This is a genomic window from Vibrio sp. THAF190c (genome assembly GCF_009363355.1).
Classification (GTDB): Bacteria; Pseudomonadota; Gammaproteobacteria; order Enterobacterales; family Vibrionaceae; genus Vibrio; species Vibrio fortis_A.
The window spans coordinates 283,900-301,132 of sequence record NZ_CP045340.1 but is presented as its reverse complement, the minus strand read 5'-3'; the positions used below and the strand labels follow the sequence as shown (position 1 = coordinate 301,132).

Genomic DNA, 17,233 nt, shown 5'->3' with positions numbered 1-17,233 from the left:
AACTCTATAACTAGCAAGGTTTCTACTCGATTGTTCATGAAAAATCAGATGTACAGCTCATGAATGAGTATTTAGCTTAACAAGAAAGAGGCAAAACTTACTTAAATAGCTCCTCAATACCAACACAAGCCGCAATTAACTTGCCCTATCGACCGTTTTAATGTGATTTAGGTGACGAGAAAGCGCCTCTATAAGATCTTTTTTTATCAATGGCTTAGTAAGGACTTCGTTTGCTCCGGCCTCTAAAAAAGCTTGAGTCGATGTTTGCATGATGTCTGCGGTCCACCCGATGATAACAAGGTCGCTATGGCCAGCCTCTCGTATTTTCTGAACCGTCTCCACACCGTTCATTTTCGGCATGTGGTTATCAATTATCACAAGGTTAAAACTGCCCGATTCCAGCTGATTTAAAGCTTCATAGCCATCCTCACAAGTAGCACATTCAACGTTCAATTTGTCCAAAAAGCCTTTGGCAATAATACGATTCATTTTATTATCGTCAGTCACCAAAACCTTAAACGAAGTCAAGTCGACTGTTTGTGTTTCTGCCCCCTTCTCGTCTTTATGCACTATTGCTGGAAGGTCGATGACAAAACTGAATCGGCTTCCTTTTGAAACCTCGCTTTCTACATTGAGTTGTCCATTCATCAAAGTCACAAGTTTGTGGCAAATTGCCAGCCCTAGCCCTGTACCACCGTAGTTACGTGTTGTTGATAAATCCGCTTGCTCAAACTCGTTAAAAATTGAACTCAATCTGTCATTGGGGATCCCAATACCAGTATCTTCAACGGCAAACTCCATTTTTGTTGGAGCTATTCGTTTAACGCTTACATTAATTGAACCGCTTTCAGTAAACTTCAATGCGTTTCCAACTAGATTAAGTAACACTTGTCGAATGCGAACAGAATCGCCATTGTATGCGAGTGAAGGATCACAACCATCGATAAGGTTAAACTCAATACCTTTCTCGGAGCACAAAGTTTGATAAGTGTTCAAGACAGGGTTGGTAATTTCAGACATCTTAAATGGGTGTGGGGCAATCTCCAGGCTATCGTTTTCAATTTTAGCCAAGTCTAGAATATCGTTCAGGATTGCGATCAGATGCTCGCCTGAGCCTAATGCCAACCTCAGGACATCTCGTTGATCTTCTTTTTCTAAATCGTCGACAAGCATCTGTAAGATCCCTAACAGGCCATTCATTGGGGTTCTTATCTCATGACTCATCGTGGCCAAAAATAGTGATTTAGCTTCATTGGCCTGACGTGCTTTGCTCGCTTGCTCTTCTAGTTCTAGCCCAAGCTTCTTGATATCGGTAACATCACGTTCGATAGCAATAAAGTGTTCAACTTCGCCTTCATCAGTACGCAAAGGTACTATGTCGATATCCACCCAATAAGGTGACTTATCGATCGTATAGTTCAATATTTCAGCTTTAACTTGATTACCCTTTTTGAGCGCAGATCCAATGCGACTTGCCGTTTCAGAACAAGTGTTTTCACCTTGTAGAAATGAGCCGGGTTTCAAGCCTTTTACGGAGTCTAATCGGTAACCTGTCATGACCTCAAAAGCGCTATTTACCCACTCAATACGCCCTTCTTTGTCAGTGATAATAACGGCGTCCCGAGCAGCTTTCACCACTGTCGCCAGTAAGTGACTATCGCGCTCTTTTTCTGCTAGTAGTTTATTAGACTCTTCAAGTAGCTTCTTAGAACCGTCTAGCTCTTTATGAGGGTTAACAAACAGCTTTTGTCCCATCAAGGCAACCAAAACAGAACTAATTGTTAAAATGATAAAAAGCCCATTCAATAGCTCTTTCTGAAGCGTTGATAATTGATCGTTGAGAAACGAACGACTGATCCCTTGGGTTAACACCAAGTCGCCTCTAGTTAGAGCCGTTTGGGTTAGTAGCCAGTCCTTTTCACTGTATTCGCTTTTCTCTGTACCGTGCGAATGGTGTTCATTTTCGACCTGACTGTCTGCTTTGTTAAGTGAGGCAACCGGCGGCTCAGTTTGGCTCAACTCATACCAACGTTCTCTATTGGTAACGAACGAACCAAAAAAGTCATCGTAGTCGACGGCTGTTTCTCCATATATCACACCAGTAAAGCTCCCCGCTTGATATAAGGGCATGAACAACTTTATACAGATATGGTTCGTATCATCATGCAAAAGATACAATATGCGTTCATTCACTTCTTTATTTGCTATTGCTTTGAAAATGGCTTGCTCTTGTGTAGCGGCAGGGTGACGAAATGTGTCTTCAAACAACAATTGACCTGTACGATCCCGCACCGCGAATTGCATAGATTGATTTTGTCCTTTGAAGCGTTCGAGATGGTAAGAGAGGCGTTCAATGTTCGATTCTGATGCGGCATCAATAACGCCTTGGTACTGAGACGCTAACACAATGCGATCTTCCGCGACTTCTAGATACTTCTCCATAAAAATCTTAGCGGACTCAAGCTCGAAACTACTGTTCCCACTTTGTAGCTGTTTGACGGTCGATTGACTGTGGTTAGTGAGCACGTAAAGTGATATGCCACCGTACGTCAAAGACGTGAGCAATATAAAAAGAACTAACAATACTTTGGGGCTGAACGAAGAGAGCTTAGCCATGCTTAAATTTCTTCCGTGTGATTCTTCAAAGTTATATAAAAACTATAGAATAAATATCACCTTAGGGGATCGATTCTTATCTCTATCAGCCATTCAGAGCAAAGTGGACTATCTATTATTCTCTTCATCTCAATCAGTGAAGGGTAGAAATACAAGGGGGGAGCTTTCACAGATTATAGAGATTCCAGATAGCTCATGCCTCAGCTCTGGAATGACTGTAAAAATAAGTCAAAAGAGAACGACAACCAACCTCGTTATTCTCTGCAGTGAGAACGAAGTTAGCAATAAGCTCGTCATTCCAACCTACTTCGAATAGTAATCCGTTAATACTTGAATAAAACGTTGCTTGTCTGCTTCTGGCAACACATTGATGCCCGCCGCCGCTTTACGACCACCGCCCGTTTCAAAACTTGAACAGATCTCATCGGCGCCAGTTCTATTCGACAAGGGTGCACGCAAACTCACGGTATAAGATTCGCCATCTTGGTTTTTTGTAAGCACAGCCTGAGCACGGTTTGGATCTTGGTTAACGATCTCATTGCCAAATACACCGCTAATACGCCTTGACCACGTTTCACTCGGTAATTCAAAGACACGTGCTGAATTGCTCTCATAAGCCGGAGCGAGAATAGACACTTGTTGGTAGTCATTTTGGTAAGCTGCACGCAAACGGTAGAATACCGACTCTTCATCATTCAAAAGATCAAACGGGTTTGGGTATTGAGAAAGCGTTTGGTAGAGTTCAACAGGCGTGAAGTGGAGATCACTGAGTGACGCTCCATAACCGTTGTAGTTGATTAAAATGCCCAACTCTTCCAAGAACGCGATTTGTGATTCATTGAAACCACTGTCTAGCGCGAGCTTAGTCGCAACCGTTTTTAAGTTATCGCCAAAGGCTGCTGCGATTGCCCATGCAACATGTTCACCGTTCAGCTTTTGGTTAATCAACAAACTGGTACAACACTCTGGTGCAGTATCGACTAAGGTTTCAAGGTGAGTAGAAGAAGGCACTTCACCTGTACGATGGTGGTCGCAATAGAACACGTCGACCTGTGCATCCAACAGCGAACGTAACGCATCATGATTTTTCTCCATCGACACATCAAGTACCGTAACAGAAGAAACATCCTTTTGAGCCACAACTTGAGAGAGCAACTTAATATCACGCTTAACGCCTGTAATAAGCACGCTCTCTTTTGGTTCACTCAAACGCAGTTGCAACAACGCAATAATGCCGTCTGCGTCTCCATTGAATACATCGTAGTGCATTGGGGTTCCTTTAGTTCTCTAAATCGAATTGGTCAAAACACGAAGTTGTATTTTTACAAGCGACTTCATTTCATATCAATATCAAGTTGTTAGGTGATATAACACGATTGAAGGGACAGGATGCCAATGTGAGCCATCTAATGATGAAACATATTGATGCCTACACAGTGCATTTATTTTTTACCTAAGTCGTTACTGAATTTCCCGCTCCAGAAACATCTGCTTGTAAGATTTAGTTTGGAGTGAAGATTCGATTAGGCCAAATTGACTGGCTAAGGCTTTAAGTTCTGACTTGTAGGTCGCAAGCATGGATTCATCGTCGGTCATGATGGCAAACTCTGCGAAATCACCGATTCCTTCTAAAGAATCGACAGTGATGTGGAATTTACCTACAAAATAGATGCTTCGTGTCTTACATGCTTTCAACGAAACCTCATACCCCATGGTTTCAAGCATGCTCTTGGCATTGATTGCATCGGTGATATTGGTCGCTTCACAACGGTCTGCTTCAGGGCCTTTGACTATCCAGAGTTTGATACCCGACGGTTCCATCGAACGAATACAAACACTCTTATTCTGTGCTTGCAGGCTCCTGTCTGGCGTATCAAAGTACCAATCCGACTCTAGATTATCTTCCAGCATTATTTCATGAGGGATGCTACCCAACACCTCTAAGAAATCTGACTTTGACTCAAGACGATACTTTAATTCGACCTCGTACTGACCTTGAAAATGCTCTGCGCTCATGTGACTACTCTTCTCAATATTTGAGCGTTACTCTATCAGGAAAATCTTGAGTTTACCTATTTCAAAAAGCCTAAATCTTTCACTGAGAAATTCGTCAGGTTGGGAAAAATATAGTCCATCGCGCTGTCGGTATTCACTCCCATCCACTTAGCAATCGTCGAACCGATTTGCTCAACGGATGTCGTTGGGATCATACGCCCTTTGTTGAAGTCATTCTCTCCATCAAGGATCAGAGATGGCCATTGCCCGTATAGTTGCCCAGCATTGAGAGCACCGCCCATCACAAGGTGATTACTCGCCCAGCCGTGATCGGTGCCGGTGCCATTACTTGCGAGACGGCGACCAAAATCGGACATTGTCATTGTCGTTACCTTGTCACCTAAACCTGCCGCCTCCATGGACTGATTAAACGCAGCGAGCGACTGACTTAAAGCGCTCATCAGCTCCGCATGGTCGTTCAATTGATTCGCGTGAGTGTCAAAACCACCAAAACCGACAAAGTAAACTTGTCTTTGATGACCCAGCTGGTCACTTGATTTGATCAATCGGGCGACCGTATGCAGTTGCTTACTCAATGACAAATCGGGGAAGTGCCCCTCTTCAGGTATCGAACTAATCGCGTTAGCGAGCGTATCCCTTATCGAAACCGAATCGTTTTTGACGCGGTCAAATTCTCGCCCAAATGCTGTATGTGGAGATAATTTCATAACACGGTCGAAACTTTTTCGACGTTGGGCGTTATTAATTCCATTCACTTTTGGTAGCGAAGAGGCATTGATCAAATTGGCCGTATGGTCGCTACCATTCAATAGCTGAGCATAGCCGTTAAGGCTGAAAGTTGGGCTAATGGCTTCGGAATCGCTACTCAACACATCCATTAAGCGACCTGCCCAACCTAGCGTTGTATTACTTCCAGACCAACCACGTTGCCATTCCGCTTGTTGGGAATTATGAGAGAACAGGAAAGGTGGCATCGCATGTGTACCATCCTTCAATCCTGCCTTAGTCGCAGGCTCAATGAGTACACCACTATTGGCTATAGCGATCATTTTTCCACTGTCAAACAGGCTCTGAGCTTCACCCATAGATGGATGCAAACTTAACGATAAACTTGACCCAGTGTTTAATGATAAAGGCAGTAGTGATGCTTGTGGGATGGCAATGTCTGGACGAGCATTCGCGTATTCATCGTAGTGTGCGTTATCGTTTGGCACGAGCATGTTGAAACCATCATTTCCGCCAAACAAAAAGACACAAACCAGAGCCTTATAATCATTATTTGGCAACGCATAAGCGGAGCTAGTGCCTATCATTGAAACAATAGGTGTTGAGGCCATAGCCGCTAATAATTGACGACGTGAAATCATTGGGCTAGCTCCTCAATGTGAAACTCTTGGCTCGTTACTGCGATATAGATGGCGTTACGAACCTTTAAACTCTGTTGTGTATCTCGAAGCTCTTCTAATGCTTCTAATACTATCTCCCGAAGCTCATCACTCATTCTTTCAGAGAGTAAACGCCTTTCAATTTCTGCAATCAGAGCTTCATGATCATTGGCGATCGCTTCTAGTGGCGCTGTATTGATAACGATACGAGACGGGTTGGTTTCTCCGTTGTAATTCGTTCTGCCGGTTGCAGTCCAAAGCTGATTGTTCGTCAGAATGAAATTATTCCAACTCAGTATTTCAAACTCAGGCGCTACGTCTTTAGCCGCCGCAATCTCGCCGTTTGGAGCGTAATCTGGAGAGAAGAAGTTGAACACACTTGGCGAACCTAATGGCGACTGCCCGTATGCACCAAACGTGTTAATGGAGTTATGGAATCGTCCAGTAGGATCAGCTGATTTCGCTTCGAATGCGCGGAAAAAATTGGTCATCGCGATCAAAGGTTCTTTCATTTTGGCAGGCGCTCGATCGCCGCCAATGAGTGCTTCGCTATCGGTTAAAATGCCGCGAATCACGGTTTTAAGATCGCCTCTCACGCCTGACCCATTATCTGAAAACAATGCGCTAATTCGAGCGACATAAGCAGGAGAAGGGTTCGACGTGACCAATCTTTGAATAAGATGTTTACTGACCAAAGGTGCGGTATTGGGGTGGTTAAGTAACATGTCCATCGCTTGCGCCATGTCTTGCTCTGGCGTCTGGCCTTGAGCAAAAACATTGCCCATCACAACTTTCTGTTCGTCATCATGATAGTCAGGATAAGCCACCATTGGGACAAGCCAATTTCCCTCTTTCGAACCCCACCATGGTTTGGTTTTTTCGGCGATGTGCCAGCCTGTAAATACTCGCGCAAGGTTTTCAATATCATCCTGCGAGTAAGTTGGGATCAGTTGCCCCTGACTGTCCAGTTTATCTGTACCATCTTGGTTTAACTCATACAGACCGATGCTAAACAGCTGCATCACTTCACGTGCATAGTTCTCATCTGGAAAGCGGTTATTGTCTGGATCCGCTTTTTGGTTTGCCATCATGGATAGGTAATCACCCATTGCAGCATGCAACGTCACCGATTCTATAAGATCACGATAGTTGCCAAACGCATGGGTAATAAGCATATCGTAGTAATCAGTCATCTCGACGGCGCGACCGCCTAGGCTCGCACCGTACCTAGAGATCACGAACAGTTCACTCAGCGCGAAGGCGACACGCTGGCGAAGTTGGTCGGGCGCATTCAGGCTAACGTCCCACCAAACCGCCACACGATCAGATTGGTTGTAAGTGTCTGCGTTCTCTGCCAACGTGTATTGTTGCAATCGAGCTGAGTGCAAAGTTGGAGACATAGAAAACTGCTGATCTAACCAAGCTGAATAACCTAAGTTGGCTAATTCTTGATAAGAGTCTGGCTCTGGGCCAAATGTCGAGCGATACAAAAGGTCGTAACGCTGCTCTTGTGTTAGGGAGCTGGGTGCAGGTGAACTACCGCCGCCATCTCCTCCTCCACCGCATGCCGTGAGCATTGAGAGACTAAGAAAACAGACGCTCAGTTTTAATTGAGAACGCTTTAACATATAAGACAATCCAGAAACACATACACTACATATAATTTACCGCACACTAGCGGAGAACATCATTCCCAGCAATCCGGTGCAGCATAAACCGTGCTACGGGTTCAAGTTTGACAATCGAACCGATATACAACTCTAGCCACGCAAACTAATACAATATGTGTCAACACAACTATTCTTACCAGTGCCAAATAGCGTGCAATTTACTCCTGCCAGCCAGCAAAATATTCAAGTAAAAAATCGATAGCTAGCCTCGCTCGTAATGGCAGGAAGTGTCGGTTTTGGTACACAATCCAGCTACTATTGCCGCTGCCCCAATAGGGTTCAAGTATAGATACTAAACGCCCGGAAGAAATAGCATCGTTAAAGCTGCTTTTGGGCAAATAAGCAACGCCCAACCCTTCTGTACAGGCTTGCAGAACCGTGTGGGCATTATTGCTTTTCCATCGACCTTGTACCTTCACTCCATCTAGCGGTTGTCCGTCTTTCTCAAACAGCCAAACGTCTTTGTTTGCAATGATGCAGCTGTGATGTTTAAGCTGATCCGGGTGCGTTGGTAAGCCATGTTCGTCAATATAGCTCTGACTTGCAGCCGCCGCCATTGGACGGTCCACCAGCTTTCTTGCGATTAAACCCGAGTCACTAAGCCTTCCATAACGAATCGCAAAATCAAAACCGTCTTCAATAAAGTTGACCATGCTGGTGTTGAAGTTAATGTCTACCGTTAGATTTGGGTGTTGCTTAGCGAAATCCATTAAAGCGGGAGCGACGTGGTTTTCTGAAAATGCGCCGGCAGCACTGACTCTTAGTACGCCACTCAATTGAGTTTGCTGCGTCGTTAATGTCTCATTCGCTTGCTGAAGCCCAATCACTAGCTCCTTACACTGTTGATAATACGCCTGGCCTGCATCGGTCAAGCTCACCATTCTCGTTGAACGTGCTAACAAAGCGACACCTAACCGCTCTTCTAATCTCGTGACTTGGCGACTCACGTGACTGGTGCTGCATCCTAATTGTTTCGACGCGGCAGAAAACCCTTTGCTCTCCGCAACCGTAACAAACTCGTTAATGCCTTCGAAACTATCCATAATCACCTGTGCTATAACTATCTTTGCTATTTGGCAATAATGTTTTGCCAATTAAACGTATTATCACTTATTTGATTAGCAATTAGTATGAGGGTGTTCAACAAATACACGTAATTTCATAAGGACATCATCATGAAGAAAGTACTGATTATTGTTACAAACCATGCAACGCTAGGTGAAACCGACCAAGCCAACGGAACTTACGCGCCAGAGCTGACTCATGCCTTGAGCGAATTATTGGATGCTGGCTTTGATTACGACATTGCTTCTATCAAAGGTGGTCAGGCTCCTCTATACGGAACAGACATCGAAGGCGATGCAGTAAACGCAAAAATCTTGGCGGACGATGATTTCCTAAACCGCGTGAACAACACCATTCCTGTATCGCAAATCAATGGAGATAGCTACGATGCGATCTTCTACCCAGGTGGCTTTGGTCTACTTTCAGATCTAGCAACCAACGAAGACTTCGCTAAGATCTCGGCTAAGCATTATGAAGATGGCGGTATTGTCGCTGCAGTTTGTCATGGTCCGGGTGCTCTACTACCAATCACGCTAAGCAATGGTGAGAAGCTGCTTGCATCTAAGTCGGTGACTGGTTTTACTCGCGAAGAAGAGATTGATTTTGGCACCATCAACGACATCCCATTCTTATTGGAAGAGTCTTTGGCTCGTGGCGCAGCGCGTTACTCGAAAGTGCAGCCATGGCAAGAGCTTGTCATCGTCGATAACCGCGTCATCACAGGTCAAAACCCGACGAGCGCTCATGGCGTAGGCAAAGCTATCGTTGATCTTCTGAAATAAAGATTAACTTCAAACCGAATAAAAAAGGAAAGCATGTTTCGTACTGCTTTCCTTTTTCTTTGTCTGGAGACTTGTATCAATCAACCGAGGGCATCAGCATCGAATTACTGTGCCAGCCTGTTCGCATTGCTAACATTACTTTCCAAAGGCACACCAAAGTATGAACGAGAAGCTAGCGACAGCATAAAGAATGATAATGAACTCAGTGATAAAACGAAAAATCATGATGTTGTACAGGGCATAAATAAGTACCTTTCAGAGTACTCTAACTTGGGGAAGTTCCAGAATTTTTCATACCTAAGACATTCGCATTAAATTAGACAAAACTTCGACATAAAAGCGGACTGGCTTCAAATATAACTAGCACTTATAGTAAAACTAACTCGAATAAGTCGTGCCTAGTATTAACCCCTCAAGCTGGAAGAGAAATGAATTCAATCCCTTTTCGTAATAGTGTCGTGAGCTTGCTTATTTTCAACTTTGGAATTCTTCTAAGCAATGTAGCGATGAGCAACCCAACCGAGACTCAAGCCTCACCGAATGATAGCTATTGGTTGAGGGCAAAAACTCCTAAAGAGAGCCCAGCCTTAGCCAAAGACGCCGAGTTTGATATCGCAATTGTTGGCGGAGGTTATACTGGGCTTTCTAGCGCATGGCACTTAGCCAACGAAAACCCTGAACTTAAAATCGCCATTTTTGAAGCTAAACATGTTGGTTACGGCGCTTCAGGGAGAAATGGCGGAATGGTATTACCGGGCTCAGAAGTCATCGACTTTATAGAAGAGGGAGAAGCTAGTGCGGATCATTACCAAATTACCGTAAACAGCATGCGCAGACTCCAAGCGCTTGTAGAGTCGACGGACATAGACGCAAACTTGGTCTTAGATGGGTATGTCGAAGCGATTCTTGATGAAGACGATATCGCTTATTACCTTGAGCATGTACAACAAGCCAACCGACTTGGTATTCCACTCCAATACTGGGACGCTGAAATAACAAGGAACAAGCTCGGCACAAACCGCTACGTAGGTGCTGTATATGACCCAAATGGAGGGCACGTACATGCTGTCAAACTGGTTAATGCTTTACGAAAAGCAGTTGAACAACAAGGGGTTGTGATTTATGAAAACAGCCCGGTAACTGCTATCGAAGAAGGAAAAAGAATCGAACTCCGAATCGCCGATAAATACAAAGTGACTGCCAATGATATTGTTTTGGCGACCAACGGTTACACCTCAAAACTGGGTTATTTTAAAAATCGATTGTTCCCCGTTCATACTCAAAGCGCAGTGACAGAGCCACTCACTCAAGAACAGATTAATGAAGTCAACTGGCAGAGCAGACTCCCTTTTTATGACACCCGTAAATTACTCTTTCATTTAGTTCTTACTTCGGATAACCGAATAGTAATTGGTGGTGGCAACGCTGAATATTTTTACAACGATGGCCTAGCCTACAAAGGTGACCTCAATGATGTCAGTGATTTGATGATGACAGAGTTAATTACCATTTACCCAAGTTTAAAGGGCATCAAATTTGAAAATGTTTGGAACGGCATTTTAGGAATGACGAGTAACAGTAACGAAATCGTCGGCGTAACAGGCGAACACAAAAATGTATATTACGCCCTAGGGTACAATGGGCATGGTGTTAATCTATCATTCTTGTTCGGTGAAATACTTACAACTCTATACAAAGGAAAAGAACATCCTTGGTTCTCTCACGCAGAGTCGGATCTACCGTTCAAGCTCCCCCCTGAACCTCTTAAGTCCACTGGGGTTAAAAGCACATTGATGCTCTACAAAAAGCAAGATGAAAGCTACTTAGAACACTAACCCTGAAAAACATAACCATGCAGTACATGACAAGCCAAATTAATCACGCCTACTCACTGAATCAGCAGGTGGATAACCGAAAGCTTTCTTGTAGGCATTGGTGAAATTCGAAGGGTGTCGATAACCAGCGTAGTAGGCTACCTCGGTTATCGACGCTAAGCCTTGTTCAAGGTGCTTACGAGCAACCTCTAAACGTCGGCGGCGTATATAACTTTTAAGACTACAACCAATCACTTCTTTGAACTTCCGTCTAAGATTTGATTCGCTTGTGTGTGCATACTCCGCTAACGCCTTAACAGAAAGGTCGCTATCGAGATTATCTTCAATATGGTTGATAAGACCATCAATGGAGCTCTTGGTGTTATCAGTTGTGATCGTTGACGCTTTTAGCAAAACAGGTTTCACTGGACTGTCACTGTTTGTGAGCTGCTCAAACACTTCTAAAACCAAGCTTTGAGTTAGCGACTCCAACTTAATTTTCTTAAATGCTTCGTTTCCATTATGCAGATCAATAATCTTATCGATGATTTCACGAAGGTTTTCATTGGAATAAAGATCAAAGTTAGCTAAGTGCTGTGAGATAAATTCATCAACTCGACTGCCCGCCTCTACTCGCTCCTCAATCCAATCCTGCGGAATCAGTACTTTTAACTTAGCAACCTTATTCCCTTTCTGAACAGTACGTCTAAAAGTAGCAGGTTTTGCCAAGTTGACGACCAAGCCTTGGTAGCCATTTTTAGAGTCCATATTGAAATTCAAATCATCGTAACTGAAATCAAGTTTACCGTCCGTTAGGATGATTAGAATCAGAGCCTTACGCGCTGTGGATATCACTTGATGATCTTTAAGTTCTGTTGTGGTTCCCCAATGCAGAGAAAAGCTTTCTTTAACTTTGCACGTATCCACATTCCCTTCTAGAAGTGGATCCGCCTCTGTGAATTGTTCAGACACCATTTGGTATTTCTCTTCATTCTCAACCCAACGCACGAGAGCGCTTTTCCTAAAAGATGAAGATATTCGACTATTCATAAGTGCCTGCCAGTTTTCATAACAATCTAGTTACTTTGCATAACTCAAACTGCTGTTAGAGAGTGAAAAAGAAAATTACCATAAATGATAATTAATATCATTAACGCCAATGGGATTTTTCATGAAATGGATTTTTCTCTTGTTTGCTCTTGTCACTCAGTTATCCAGTGCTCACGCAATGATCATTGACGCAAACAAAGCACAGAACATCAAGTTCGACACCCACACAGAACTGTCTTTGAAAGTCGACAAACCAGGGTATTACCGTGGCTATATTCGTAGTCAGGGGTATATGGACCAAGTGATCGCGTTTAACTCTTCTGGTGACCCAATCAAGAAACTACTTAACGACCACTCTCGTGAAACCGAGATATTTTGGTACGTCGACGAAGCAGACACCTATCAAATAGAGGTGACAGCGGACAGCAACAAGCCAATAAAGGTTGAGATGCAACTCAACCCAATGGCGTTGAAAAGCGATCAATACTTATCGCCAGATCTGCCAATGCTTAGCCCGACCCTGTCTAAAACCGCCAGTGACATCAAAGGTGGTGTAAAAGATGCTGAAAAAAAGTTTTGGCAAATCATTGAGTCACAGGGCGCGCCGCTCGTTGAATATCAAACGCTTAACAAAGCTATCGTTACCTTTTTATATAGGGGTGATGTCGACAATGTCCGTCTGTTAGGGGCTCCTTATGGCGGCCATGCTCAGATGAGCCAGATTGAAGGTAGTGACATCTGGTTTCACTCATTTGAAGTTCCAGACACGACACGCCTCTCATACCGAATTGCGCCCAATGTGCCGCAGTTATTAAAAGACGTGAATCGGGAGCAGAGAAAAGCAGTACTGGCGACCGCAGCACCCGATCCACTGAATCTCCAGCCAACTTTTGGAGCAGATACCGGTCTCTTTGGTTCTGCATCTACGTTGACGCTGAGTTACGCGTCGAGCGATCAGGTCGCAACCGAGCAAGAACAACCTAAAGGGCTGGTTAGCCACTTTTCTTACAGTGACTCGATGAGTAATGAAGAAAGAAAAATCAGTATCTATGAGCCGAACAAGGTTTACCCGCTAGATAAGGCTTCACCGTTACTGATTCTATTCGATGGCGACGCCTACCTAAATAAAGTACCGACACCGATTGTCATGGATAACTTGATTGCCGACAAAGCTATCCCACCAATGAGGGTCGTGTTTGTTAATCCACCACGGCCAAGTTTGCGAGGGAAGGAACTCACACCCAATGAGACGTTCGCCAACATGTTGGCTAATGAGCTGATGCCATGGCTTTGTGAAACACAGTCTATATGCCCTACCGCAGAGAACACAGTGTTGTCTGGCTCGAGTTTTGGTGGCTTAGCATCGACTTATATTGCTTTGGAACACCCACAACGTTTTGGCAAGGTGCTCAGTCAATCTGGCTCATTTTGGTGGAAACCACGAGGCGTCAAACAGCAATTGCCCAAACAACAGAGTTGGATGAGCGAGTTTGCCGAAGCCAAGAACAAAATGGACATCCAATTCTATCTCAATGCCGGTGTATTTGAGACAGAGCCAAAGAACGCAAGTATCTATCAGACCAATAGAAACCTATTCGACACCTTAAAACAGAAAGGCTATCCGGTGACGTTTAAAAGCGTCGCGAGTGGTCATGACTACTATAGCTGGCGCGTGATGCTGGCAGATGGATTAACCACACTATTTAGTAAATAAGCACCAAGGATCCCCCAAGAAATGGAACAGATAAAAACAAAGAAACATCAATTAGCAGTGGCTATCGCTCTAGCAGGCTTCGTCTCATTACCTTCAGTAGCAAGTGAATCAGCACAACACACAGAAACTATGGTAGTAACGGCGAACCAATATGAAACATCGATAAAGAATGCGCCAGCATCAATCTCGGTGATCACACGTGAAGATATCGATAAGCTGCCTGCGACCGACATCTCGACAGCGCTTGAGAGCGTGGCTGGTGTACACGTTGCCAAAACAACTGGTGCAGAGCCAAGAATCATTATCCGTGGTCTACAGAATCAAAACTCGTCTAACGGTAACTACACTCTGTTTTTGATCAACGGACGTCGAATCAGCTCTAGTGAAACCGTGATCCGTGGTGCTTCATTCGATCTATCCAGTATCCCAATGAGCGCTATTGAACAGATCGAAGTCGTGAGAGGGCCAATGTCTTCGCTCTACGGCAGTGAGGCAATTGGGGGCGTGGTTAACGTAATCCTGAAACAAGCGTCAACAGAAACCAATGTTTCAGGCAGCCTGACTTACAGCATGCCCGCCGACAACGACGCCAATGCACTATTGCCTAATGCTGGCGGTGAATTGAAGGCAGGTAATACATTTGTTAGCGGCTCAATCATTCCTGACGTACTGACTTACACTGCGACCGTAGACATCAGTGATCAAGAAGCGTGGTTCCCAGATAATGCTGGCGAGAACTTTTCTCCGCAGACAGAACAGAAAAGAAACGTGTTCAGAGGCTCTTTGAACTGGTTTATCACAGATAGAGACGACATCTACCTTGATGTGTCGTACTCAAAAGATGAACGTGTAGAGAACAGCTACTTCAGCAGCATGAACATGTTAGCAACCAGCTACTACGATGGAAAAAAACTCACCAGTACTTTAGGCCATGTGCGCAGTTGGGATTGGGGTGAATCGGATACCAGTTACTTCTATGAAACAGCACAAGTGAACGAAAACAACTTCCACCCATTGGTTGATGAAGCTGAACTGAACCAAGACAACCACACCGTAGATTCAAGATTTGTTGTCGACCACTTTGACAGTCAGATTTTATCTCTTGGTGCACAAGTCTCTTATACCAGCGTCGAGAACCAACGCGACTATTCGAGCTCTCGCTCAGTGACACAAAGTGCCGTCTATCTTCAAGATGAGTATTTTGTGACGGACGATTTCGCAGCAACATTAAGCGGCCGTCTCACGCACAACAACCAATTTGGCAATGACTTCAGCCCACGAGTCTACTTTGTCTACAACGGTATTGATAACGTCACCCTAAAAGGCGGTTACGGTGAAGGCTTTAAGTCACCAACACTATTCCAATCGTCTGAAGACTTCTCTCTAGTGAGTTGTGGTGGCCGATGCACGCTTGTTGGTAACCCAGATTTGAAGCCACAAACATCGAAAACATACGAGTTATCTGCCATGTACTCTGGCGTCGATGGTTATGTGCAAGCTACAGGTTTCTTCAATGATGTTAAAAACTTGATTGACCGTGACTTAACGCCTTTCTTCAATGGAACATCGACCATCATTCAATACGAAAACGTAGATAAGGTTGAAACAAAAGGTGTTGAACTGGAAGGTAGCTATGAGTTCTCAACAAGCTGGTCATTCACAGCAAATGCAACCTACACCGATGCTGTTAATAAAGTCGACGATGAAGACATCGCCTACACCCCAGAGTGGTTAGCAAACGCAAATCTGAACTGGCTGGCAACACGCGATTTGTCCTTCTTCACTGGCCTTAACTACACCGGTAAGCAAAAAGATGGTAGCGACAATAATCTCGACGCCTACACGATTGTATCATTAGGCGGTGCATACGCGCTCAACGAGAACTTCACGTTCCGCGCTGGTGTAACTAACGTGACGGATGAACGTTTAGACCAATCAACACAAGCCTACGAAGAGACAGAAATGGGCCGCACATACTACGTGAAGGTCGATTTCGACTTCTAATACCCCCACTCTGATTATGTCTTGCAATAACAGACTTTAGAACAAGAACCCTGCGACTGAGCAGGGTTCTTTTTATCCTCGTAGTCAAATCAAACGTAACAATTCAAATCAAATTGAAGATGTATACATGCTTCTAGGATATGTATACGTCAGCTCAAAACATGCTCGATATACTGGCTCTCATTCAAAAGCACTTTGATACGGAGAGATGGTCATGATTACAAAATACCTTGCAGATATGATGACGAAAGGTGGTCAATCACCAGTATTTGAAACACCAGATCAGTATGGTTTGAATTACCAAGACGTAACGTTCAAAGCTGAAGATGGTGTAACCCTATCGGGTTGGCTGATAGAGGGCTCGTCAGACAAAGTCATCATCCAATCACACTTCGGAGTTCAGTGCAGCCGTGCAGGTTTCACTCCTGAAGGTAAAGGACTTATCAAACTCTACAAGCAGAACATCTCTTTTTTACGTCAAGCAAAACACCTCGTTGAGCAGAGTTACAGCGTTCTAATGTATGACCTACGTAATCATGGCAATAGCGCGCATGGTTCAAGCCCATATATTGCTTGGGGGTGCGAGGAAGCAAAAGACGTTGTGGCAGCAGTCAACTTTATTTCAACTCACCCTCAATACAAGGACAGCCAGATTGGTTTACTCAGTATCTGTATGGGAACCAGTTCTACCGCCTTTGCTTATGGGCTAGAAAACGGCTTACAACACTACCCAAACATCAAAGCGCTTATCTCCGTTCAGCCGCTGCGCTATGTCGACTACATGAGTGCGATGGGAGTGCCTAACTTCTTAACCAATCGCGTCAATCAATACAACATGAAACGTGGTGGAGCAGACCTTGCGGGATCCTTCTTCAAGTATGTTTCAAACATTCAGGTGCCCACTCTGGTAATCCAAAACAAGAATGATCCATGGACCAAATTAGAAAAAGTGAATGAGTACTATCAATTACTTGGCGGTGAAAAAGAGTTGTTAATGCTTGATTTAGATAAAAATCGAGCAGCCGCTTACGACTGGTTGGGACAATCACCACAGCGACTAAGTACTTTCTTCAATAAACACATGTCAGCCTAGAACGAACAAATTTTTAAAGACTAA

General features: G+C 44.2%; 12 protein-coding genes. 5 read left to right on the top strand and 7 right to left on the bottom strand.

Going from position 1 to position 17,233, the window contains the following annotated elements; translation table 11 throughout:
• Positions 1-135: 135 nt before the first annotated feature.
• The 6 genes from FIV04_RS24135 to FIV04_RS24110 all read right to left on the bottom strand — a co-directional run bounded on the left by FIV04_RS24135 (position 136) and on the right by FIV04_RS24110 (position 8,730).
• Positions 136-2,616: an ATP-binding protein gene (locus FIV04_RS24135; RefSeq protein ID WP_152470941.1), complete on the bottom strand. Its 2,481-nt coding sequence runs from the start codon at positions 2,614-2,616 to the stop codon at positions 136-138.
• 303 nt (positions 2,617-2,919) lie between these two features.
• Positions 2,920-3,885, bottom strand: a complete 966-nt coding sequence (locus FIV04_RS24130; protein WP_152470940.1) for a DHH family phosphoesterase — start codon at positions 3,883-3,885, stop codon at positions 2,920-2,922.
• Between the two features lie 192 nt (positions 3,886-4,077).
• Positions 4,078-4,632: a class IV adenylate cyclase gene (cyaB, locus tag FIV04_RS24125; RefSeq protein WP_152470939.1), complete on the bottom strand. Its 555-nt coding sequence runs from the start codon at positions 4,630-4,632 to the stop codon at positions 4,078-4,080.
• A 56-nt stretch (positions 4,633-4,688) separates the two neighbouring features.
• Positions 4,689-5,999 carry a DUF1501 domain-containing protein gene (locus FIV04_RS24120; RefSeq protein WP_152470938.1) on the bottom strand — a complete coding sequence of 437 codons (1,311 nt, stop codon included), beginning with the start codon at positions 5,997-5,999 and terminating at the stop codon, positions 4,689-4,691.
• Complete coding sequence (locus FIV04_RS24115; protein ID WP_152470937.1) at positions 5,996-7,645, bottom strand: DUF1800 family protein; 1,650 nt, start codon at positions 7,643-7,645, stop codon at positions 5,996-5,998. The genes FIV04_RS24120 and FIV04_RS24115 overlap by 4 nt, the downstream gene beginning before the upstream one ends.
• Positions 7,646-7,845: 200 nt before the next feature.
• Positions 7,846-8,730, bottom strand: a complete 885-nt coding sequence (locus FIV04_RS24110; RefSeq protein ID WP_152470936.1) for a LysR family transcriptional regulator — start codon at positions 8,728-8,730, stop codon at positions 7,846-7,848.
• 132 nt (positions 8,731-8,862) lie between these two features.
• On the opposite strand from FIV04_RS24110, the gene FIV04_RS24105 reads away from it, so the two are divergent.
• Positions 8,863-9,534, top strand: coding sequence for a type 1 glutamine amidotransferase domain-containing protein (locus tag FIV04_RS24105; protein ID WP_152470935.1), 672 nt, complete (start codon positions 8,863-8,865; stop codon positions 9,532-9,534).
• 428 nt (positions 9,535-9,962) lie between these two features.
• Positions 9,963-11,369, top strand: a complete 1,407-nt coding sequence (locus FIV04_RS24100) for an FAD-binding oxidoreductase (protein WP_253895598.1) — start codon at positions 9,963-9,965, stop codon at positions 11,367-11,369.
• 39 nt (positions 11,370-11,408) lie between these two features.
• On the opposite strand, the gene FIV04_RS24095 is transcribed toward FIV04_RS24100, so the two are convergent.
• On the bottom strand, positions 11,409-12,398 hold the full coding sequence (locus FIV04_RS24095; protein WP_253895595.1) for an AraC family transcriptional regulator: 990 nt from the start codon (positions 12,396-12,398) through the stop codon (positions 11,409-11,411).
• 121 nt (positions 12,399-12,519) lie between these two features.
• On the opposite strand from FIV04_RS24095, the gene FIV04_RS24090 reads away from it, so the two are divergent.
• The 3 genes from FIV04_RS24090 to FIV04_RS24080 all read left to right on the top strand — a co-directional run bounded on the left by FIV04_RS24090 (position 12,520) and on the right by FIV04_RS24080 (position 17,209).
• Complete coding sequence (locus FIV04_RS24090) at positions 12,520-14,112, top strand: alpha/beta hydrolase-fold protein (protein WP_152470934.1); 1,593 nt, start codon at positions 12,520-12,522, stop codon at positions 14,110-14,112.
• 21 nt (positions 14,113-14,133) lie between these two features.
• Positions 14,134-16,116 carry a TonB-dependent receptor gene (locus tag FIV04_RS24085; protein WP_152470933.1) on the top strand — a complete coding sequence of 661 codons (1,983 nt, stop codon included), beginning with the start codon at positions 14,134-14,136 and terminating at the stop codon, positions 16,114-16,116.
• A 214-nt stretch (positions 16,117-16,330) separates the two neighbouring features.
• On the top strand, positions 16,331-17,209 hold the full coding sequence (locus FIV04_RS24080; RefSeq protein ID WP_172974321.1) for an alpha/beta hydrolase: 879 nt from the start codon (positions 16,331-16,333) through the stop codon (positions 17,207-17,209).
• The last annotated feature ends 24 nt before the right edge of the window (positions 17,210-17,233 follow it).

Coding starts and splice junctions, on each gene's coding strand:
- cyaB (WP_152470939.1), bottom strand. CDS start 4,632: ATGAGCGCAGAGCATTTTCAAGGTCAGTACGAGGTCGAATTAAAGTAT.
- FIV04_RS24090 (WP_152470934.1), top strand. CDS start 12,520: ATGAAATGGATTTTTCTCTTGTTTGCTCTTGTCACTCAGTTATCCAGT.
- FIV04_RS24115 (WP_152470937.1), bottom strand. CDS start 7,645: ATGTTAAAGCGTTCTCAATTAAAACTGAGCGTCTGTTTTCTTAGTCTC.
- FIV04_RS24080 (WP_172974321.1), top strand. CDS start 16,331: ATGATTACAAAATACCTTGCAGATATGATGACGAAAGGTGGTCAATCA.
- FIV04_RS24095 (WP_253895595.1), bottom strand. CDS start 12,398: ATGAATAGTCGAATATCTTCATCTTTTAGGAAAAGCGCTCTCGTGCGT.
- FIV04_RS24130 (WP_152470940.1), bottom strand. CDS start 3,885: ATGCACTACGATGTATTCAATGGAGACGCAGACGGCATTATTGCGTTG.
- FIV04_RS24120 (WP_152470938.1), bottom strand. CDS start 5,999: ATGATTTCACGTCGTCAATTATTAGCGGCTATGGCCTCAACACCTATT.
- FIV04_RS24085 (WP_152470933.1), top strand. CDS start 14,134: ATGGAACAGATAAAAACAAAGAAACATCAATTAGCAGTGGCTATCGCT.
- FIV04_RS24105 (WP_152470935.1), top strand. CDS start 8,863: ATGAAGAAAGTACTGATTATTGTTACAAACCATGCAACGCTAGGTGAA.
- FIV04_RS24100 (WP_253895598.1), top strand. CDS start 9,963: ATGAATTCAATCCCTTTTCGTAATAGTGTCGTGAGCTTGCTTATTTTC.
- FIV04_RS24110 (WP_152470936.1), bottom strand. CDS start 8,730: ATGGATAGTTTCGAAGGCATTAACGAGTTTGTTACGGTTGCGGAGAGC.
- FIV04_RS24135 (WP_152470941.1), bottom strand. CDS start 2,616: ATGGCTAAGCTCTCTTCGTTCAGCCCCAAAGTATTGTTAGTTCTTTTT.